This is a genomic window from Azonexus sp., assembly GCF_036170495.1.
Lineage (GTDB): Bacteria > Pseudomonadota > Gammaproteobacteria > Burkholderiales > Rhodocyclaceae > Azonexus.
In genome coordinates this window covers 1-5510 of sequence record NZ_JAVHPH010000110.1, presented here as the reverse complement: position 1 = coordinate 5510, position 5510 = coordinate 1, and the positions used below count along the sequence as shown (strand labels likewise).

At 58.9% G+C, this 5510-nt stretch carries 8 protein-coding genes and 1 tRNA gene; 5 read left to right on the top strand and 4 right to left on the bottom strand.

Translation table 11 applies throughout. The features are described from left to right. Positions 1-289: hypothetical protein (locus tag ADADOO_RS03585; RefSeq protein WP_511275084.1), on the top strand; the 289-nt coding region annotated here is incomplete at its 5' end. On the opposite strand, the gene ADADOO_RS03580 is transcribed toward ADADOO_RS03585, so the two are convergent. Beyond that, positions 274-723, bottom strand: coding sequence for a CBS domain-containing protein (locus ADADOO_RS03580; RefSeq protein ID WP_511275082.1), 450 nt, complete (start codon positions 721-723; stop codon positions 274-276). The genes ADADOO_RS03585 and ADADOO_RS03580 overlap by 16 nt on opposite strands. A 273-nt stretch (positions 724-996) precedes the next feature. On the opposite strand from ADADOO_RS03580, the gene ADADOO_RS03575 reads away from it, so the two are divergent. Further along, positions 997-1302 carry a helix-turn-helix domain-containing protein gene (locus ADADOO_RS03575; RefSeq protein ID WP_511275080.1) on the top strand — a complete coding sequence of 102 codons (306 nt, stop codon included), beginning with the start codon at positions 997-999 and terminating at the stop codon, positions 1300-1302. A 39-nt stretch (positions 1303-1341) separates the two neighbouring features. Here the strand turns inward: ADADOO_RS03575 and ADADOO_RS03570 are convergent, their stop codons facing one another. Continuing rightward, positions 1342-2178, bottom strand: coding sequence for a radical SAM protein (locus ADADOO_RS03570; RefSeq protein ID WP_511275079.1), 837 nt, complete (start codon positions 2176-2178; stop codon positions 1342-1344). Between the two features lie 44 nt (positions 2179-2222). Between ADADOO_RS03570 and queD the strand changes: the two genes are divergently transcribed. Together queD and ADADOO_RS03560 are read left to right on the top strand one after the other, a co-directional pair. Beyond that, on the top strand, positions 2223-2675 hold the full coding sequence (gene queD, locus ADADOO_RS03565; protein ID WP_511275077.1) for a 6-carboxytetrahydropterin synthase QueD: 453 nt from the start codon (positions 2223-2225) through the stop codon (positions 2673-2675). Between the two features lie 134 nt (positions 2676-2809). After that, the gene (locus tag ADADOO_RS03560; protein ID WP_511275075.1) at positions 2810-3958 is read left to right on the top strand and encodes a patatin-like phospholipase family protein; all 1149 of its coding nucleotides are present in this window, start codon (positions 2810-2812) and stop codon (positions 3956-3958) included. A gap of 117 nt (positions 3959-4075) precedes the next feature. Here ADADOO_RS03560 and ADADOO_RS03555 read toward each other — a convergent pair. Next, positions 4076-4163, bottom strand: a tRNA-Ser gene (locus tag ADADOO_RS03555). A gap of 129 nt (positions 4164-4292) precedes the next feature. Here ADADOO_RS03555 and ADADOO_RS03550 point away from each other — a divergent pair. After that, positions 4293-4985, top strand: coding sequence for a Bax inhibitor-1/YccA family protein (locus tag ADADOO_RS03550; RefSeq protein WP_511275073.1), 693 nt, complete (start codon positions 4293-4295; stop codon positions 4983-4985). Between the two features lie 66 nt (positions 4986-5051). Here the strand turns inward: ADADOO_RS03550 and ADADOO_RS03545 are convergent. After that, a partial coding sequence (locus ADADOO_RS03545; RefSeq protein ID WP_511275071.1) for a methyltransferase domain-containing protein occupies positions 5052-5510 on the bottom strand: 459 nt, incomplete at its 5' end.

Sequence of the window (5510 nt, the reverse complement as noted above, 5' to 3'; positions counted from 1 at the left end):
AACAGGGTGCCAAAAGTATTGCCGGACATGGAAGCAGCGCTCTAATATGGAACGAGGAGTTTACCATGCCGAGCAAAAAGCCCCCTCCCACACCGTCGACCGCAGCAAAACCCTCGACCCGGCCACCGGCGCACAAGGGAAGCACAAGCCCGGCGCCAAATCTGCGCCAGCAACCCGACAACCGCTGGCAAAGAACCAAACGCTACGGCTGGGACAGCCGCTAGCCGTAAACGAACAAAAGGCAGCCGAAGCTGCCTTTTGTTCGTTTGAAACTCAGGCTTCCTGCTGATCCGTTGGCCAGTTCTTGATGTAGCTTTTCAACATTTTGTTCTCAAAACTCTGCTCTTCAAGAACCGCCTTGGCCACATCGAGGAATGAGATAACGCCCATGAGGGTGTCGTCTTCGATGACCGGCAAATAGCGCGAGCGCTTGTCGATCATCAACCGACGCAAGTCGTTGGCTTCCATATCCGGGAAAGCAGTCACCGGGTTAGTCACCATCACGTCGCCGACCGTCAGCTGTTCGGCGGTCGCCGCCTTGCCCTTGAGCGCCATGAGAACTTCGCGAAAAGTCAGCATGCCGACCATCTTGCCGCCATCCATGACGACCAGAGAGCCGACATCAAGACCGGCCATGCTATCGATGGCGAAAGCCAGAGACTGTTGCGGCGCTGCTGTGTACAGCGTAGCACCCTTGACTCGAAGTATTTCCCGGACCTGCATTGCGCTCTCCCGCACTCGGCATTAATTGGTCGGTCGATCTTAGAGCATCCTCCCGGATTCGGAAAGACCAACGGCACTTCTCGTCTCGCATAAGGTCGAAAGACTATAGCAAGAGCATCAATCGACACAAACGATTACGCGTATTTGATAAATTTATCGGCATTAGCACTTGCGGAATGTCATAACCGCCTATACACTTGGTCATATCACCTAAGTCATATATCGCTAGGATGCTTAGGTAACCCTATTCCACTAGCGTATGGAGATTGAATGATGTCTACCGTTAAAACCATCGAGAAAATCGACGCTCGTGAAATCCGTCGCAAACTTGGCCTCAACCAGCAACAATTCTGGTCTACCCTCGGCGTGACGCAGAGTGGCGGCTCCCGCTACGAAAGCGGTCGCAACATGCCGAAGCCGGTGCGTGAATTGCTCCGCCTGGTGCATGTCGAACAAATCGACATCAAGAGCATCAAGCGTGACGATATGGAAGTGGTTGAATATTTGAAGGCTCAGGAACCGGAACTGTTCAAGTCCCTGAAGAAGTCGGCTCGCGCTCACGCCAAAAAAGCGGCCTGATTTTTGCCCAGAAAAGGGCGTCGACCGTAGCAACGGGCATCACGGGGAAACAATAACCCGGATGCCCGTTTCCTTTTCTATCTGCCCGGCAAAATCGAGCAATGCCTGTGCGGGCAAGGCGCTCAGGCGTGGTGCAGCGGGTTGTAGAGATGGCCTCGCCAGTCCATAGAGGTGGATGCCGGCCAGTTTTCCGGCGAGCGGACGCAGCAATTCGCAATAGGCCGTTCGCGATGCCGCCGAGGGCGCAAGGCCATCGAGCGCAAACCAGCAGGTCTGTATCCAAGTCGACGCTAGCGATGCACAAATTTCGATATTTTTTGACGTTTTTGCCATTTTCCACGGAACGCCGTTAATTTCGGCAACCTCGTCGGCCGTAGCGCGATCCACCTTGAACCAAACTTCGCCGCCCAGTTCGGCTAGATGACGAATTCCCGACTGCACTTCAGTGCGATGCATGAGGCTGCCGTTGGTGATCAGGCGCACCATTAACCGGCCCTTTTGGCCAAAGCGTTCAAGCACTTTCCCGACCACGCCGACCGCCTCAGAAAACGCGCCGGCACTAGTCGGCTCACCGTTGCCGGAAAAAGCCACATCCATCAACCGCCGCGCCTCGGGCGGCACTTGTCGTTGCATAAAGTCACCGCTCAGCGCATCGTCAAGAAAGCCGGCCAGCTCCCGTTCCAGGCAATTGAGGTCGATCGGCGGCGGCCCGCCACGCGTCAGGTTATCAACCTGGCAATAGACACAGGCCCAGTTGCAGGCGTTATTGGGATTGAGGTTGATGCCGATCGACACCCCGCCGGCCCGGCGCGAAATGACGGGGTAAACATAGCGTAGGCCGGCACTGTCGCGACGGTGGTCATCTGTGGAGAGCATGGCGCATTGTATAATCCGCGACCGCCTTGTTGAGCAAAATGCCCATGTTGATTACCCGCCGTCTCGAATTCGATGCCGGGCACCGCATTCCCGACCACAAAAGCCAGTGCCGCCACCTGCACGGGCACCGTTACGCCCTTGAAATCACCTTGTCGGGCAGCGTCATCGACAAGGCTGGCGATGCAGCCAACGGCATGGTGATGGACTTCTCGCAGGTCAAGGATCTGGCCAACGTCCATCTGGTCAATGAATGGGATCACGCCTTCCTCGCCTACGCAGGCGACAAGGCGATTGTTGATTTTCTTGCCGCCCTGCCTGGCCACAAGACCGTGATCCTCGACCGCGTGCCGACCGCCGAGAATCTCGCCCGCATCGCTTTCGAGCGCCTCGATGCAGTGTACCGGGACACTTACGGCAACCATCTCCGGCTTGAACAGGTCCGGCTTTACGAAACGCCCAACTGCTGGGCCGACGCACTGCGCACCAAGCTGGATTGAGCGGAAAAAATTCTCCCCCTATACTGCCGTAATACAGCAAGCACATTGATGGCATGCGCACGGAGGGAGGAGATGAACAACAAGAAAGCCAGCCAGCCCAGGCAAGCATCACACCGACCGAACACCAGGCCAGCATGAGCCCGCCCCCGGCAAACTCAGCCAAGACCGCGCTGGTCCTGACCGGAGGTGGTGCCCGGGCGGCCTATCAGGTCGGCGTCCTGCTCGCGGTTGCCAAACTCTCCAACAACCGCCGAAAAAACCCTTTCCCCATCCTGTGCGGCACCTCGGCCGGCGCCATCAACGCAGCCGGCATTGCCTGCCTGGCCGACAATTTTGGCAAGGCCGTTGCCGTGCTGGCCAGCTTCTGGCGCAACATGCACGCCGGCGACATCTACCGCGCCGACCCGTTCGGCCTCGGCGTCTCGGGAGCGCACTGGATGACCACGCTGACGCTGGGTTGGCTGATTCGCAGCCGGCCGCGCTCACTCCTCGACAACTCGCCGCTACGCGAATTGCTCAGTCGCCACCTCGATTTCCACGGCATCGAACGCTCAATCGCCAACGGCGCGCTGCACGCCCTGAGCATTTCCGCATCCGGCTACGAATCCGGCGACAACATCAATTTCTTTCAAGGCCATGCGGATGCCCAGCCCTGGCATCGCGTGCAGCGCATCGGCATCCGCGCCGAAATCGGCGTCGACCACCTGCTCGCCTCGAGCGCCATTCCCTTCATCTTTCCGGCCACCAAGATTCACCGCGAATTTTTCGGCGATGGCTCGATGCGTCAGCTGGCCCCCATTTCCCCGGCCATCCACCTCGGCGCCGAGCGGGTGCTCATCGTCGGCGCCGGACGCAAGAACGAACATCAGGAACGTCGCCGGGTCGACAGCCACCCGTCGTTGGCCCAAATTGCCGGCCACGCGCTATCCAGCATCTTTCTCGATAGCCTGGCGGTCGATATCGAGCGCATGCAGCGGATTAACCGAACCCTCTCCGCCATCCCGCCCGGCGTCAGGGAAAACCATGAAATCCCCCTGCGTCCGATCAAAGCTCTGATTATTTCGCCTTCCGAACGTCTTGAGCGCATCGCCGCCGAACATGCCGGCGCCCTGCCCTGGGCCATGCGCATGATGCTCGGCGGGATTGGCGGCATGAACCGCCGCAACGGCACGCTGACCAGCTACCTGCTGTTCGAAAAGCCCTACACGCGGGCTTTGATTGATCTGGGTTACGCCGACACCATGGCGCGCTCGGACGAAGTGGGTGAATTCCTGGATCTGTGAAGCCTGACGGGCTACCACTCAGGCTTTTCCTGCATTCCCACGGTCAACCGGAAAAAACGGTCAAAACCAAAATAATGCAGAAAGCAAAAACGGCCCCGAGGGGGCCGTTGCTGTTCCTGGCGGGTCCGGTGAGATTCGAACTCACGGACGCTTTCACGTCGGCGGTTTTCAAGACCGCTGGATTAAACCACTCTCCCACAGACCCGGAAGGCGCGCATGATAACACAGTCGCCACCGGTACAATCTGACACAAAAGCGCACAGGATTAATTGAAACTTCGCTCCGGCTCCGTTAGTCTTAACGTTTGTCGCAATAACACAAGGGAGCTTCCCGCATGACCACCAACTTCGAGATTGCCAACCAAGGCTCTGCTGGGCTAGCACTGCAGCAAAACCGCGTTCTGCGCAACACCTACATGCTGCTCGGTCTTTCCATGGTACCGACGGTCATTGGCGCACTGGTCGGCATCCAGATGCAATTCAGCTTCCTGGCGGGCAGCCCTTTTATGTCGTTCCTGCTCTTCATGGGCGTTGCCATGGGCTTCATGTGGGGCATCGAGAAGAACAAGGACAGCGGACTGGGCGTCGCCCTGCTCCTCGGTTTCACCTTCTTCATGGGTCTCATGCTGTCGCGCATCCTGCAAGTCGCCCTCGGCTTCTCCAACGGCGGCTCGATGATTGCCATGGCCGCCGGTGGCACGGGCGCGGTCTTCTTCACGATGTCGACCGTCGCTGCCGTCAGCAAGCGGGATTTCTCCGGCATGGGCAAGTTCCTCTTCGTCGGCATGATCGTTGTCCTGCTCGCCGCCGTCGCCAACATCTTCTTCCAGATTCCAGCCTTGTCGCTGACCATTGCCGTCGCTGTCGTCGGCATCTTCTCCGCCTACATCCTGTACGACATCAGCCGCATCGTCCAAGGTGGCGAAACCAATTACGTCAGCGCGACCCTCGCCGTCTATCTCGACGTTTACAATGTTTTCGTCGGCCTGCTGCAGTTGATCATGGCCTTCACCGGCGAGCGCGACTAAGCTTCGCGGGATCGATAGCAAAAGGCGGCCGCGGCCGCCTTTTTGACGTCTAGAAAACCCGTCTCATCAAGGCCGTTCGAAAACGGCAATCGACTCGACGTGGGCGGTATGCGGGAACATGTTCACGGCACCGGCCGAGACGAAACGGTAGCCCTTCTCCGTGACCAGTACCGCCGCATCGCGGGCCAGCGTACCGGGATTGCAGGAGACGTAGACAATGCGCCACGGCGCATCTTTTCCCAGCGCCCTGACCAACTCAACCGCCCCCTCGCGCGGCGGGTCGATCAGCATCTTGTCAAAGCGCCCTAGCGCCGCCAGCGATTGCTCGGAACATTCGAACAGGTTGGCAACGCCAAACTCAACGCGCTCCGCCAGACCATTCGAGACCGCGCTCTCTCGCCCGCGCGCCACCAGCCCGGCACTGCCTTCGACACCGACCACGGCAGCCCCCGACCGAGCAATCGGCAAGGTGAAATTCCCCAGGCCGCAGAACATGTCGGCGATCCGCTCGCCCGGTTGCGGGTC

What these genes read in the sequence shown, in the direction of transcription:
- ADADOO_RS03550 (WP_511275073.1), top strand. Translation starts at nt 4,293, where the DNA reads ATGACCACCAACTTCGAGATTGCCAACCAAGGCTCTGCTGGGCTAGCA.
- ADADOO_RS03575 (WP_511275080.1), top strand. Translation starts at nt 997, where the DNA reads ATGTCTACCGTTAAAACCATCGAGAAAATCGACGCTCGTGAAATCCGT.
- ADADOO_RS03560 (WP_511275075.1), top strand. Translation starts at nt 2,810, where the DNA reads ATGAGCCCGCCCCCGGCAAACTCAGCCAAGACCGCGCTGGTCCTGACC.
- queD (WP_511275077.1), top strand. Translation starts at nt 2,223, where the DNA reads ATGTTGATTACCCGCCGTCTCGAATTCGATGCCGGGCACCGCATTCCC.
- ADADOO_RS03570 (WP_511275079.1), bottom strand. Translation starts at nt 2,178, where the DNA reads ATGCTCTCCACAGATGACCACCGTCGCGACAGTGCCGGCCTACGCTAT.
- ADADOO_RS03580 (WP_511275082.1), bottom strand. Translation starts at nt 723, where the DNA reads ATGCAGGTCCGGGAAATACTTCGAGTCAAGGGTGCTACGCTGTACACA.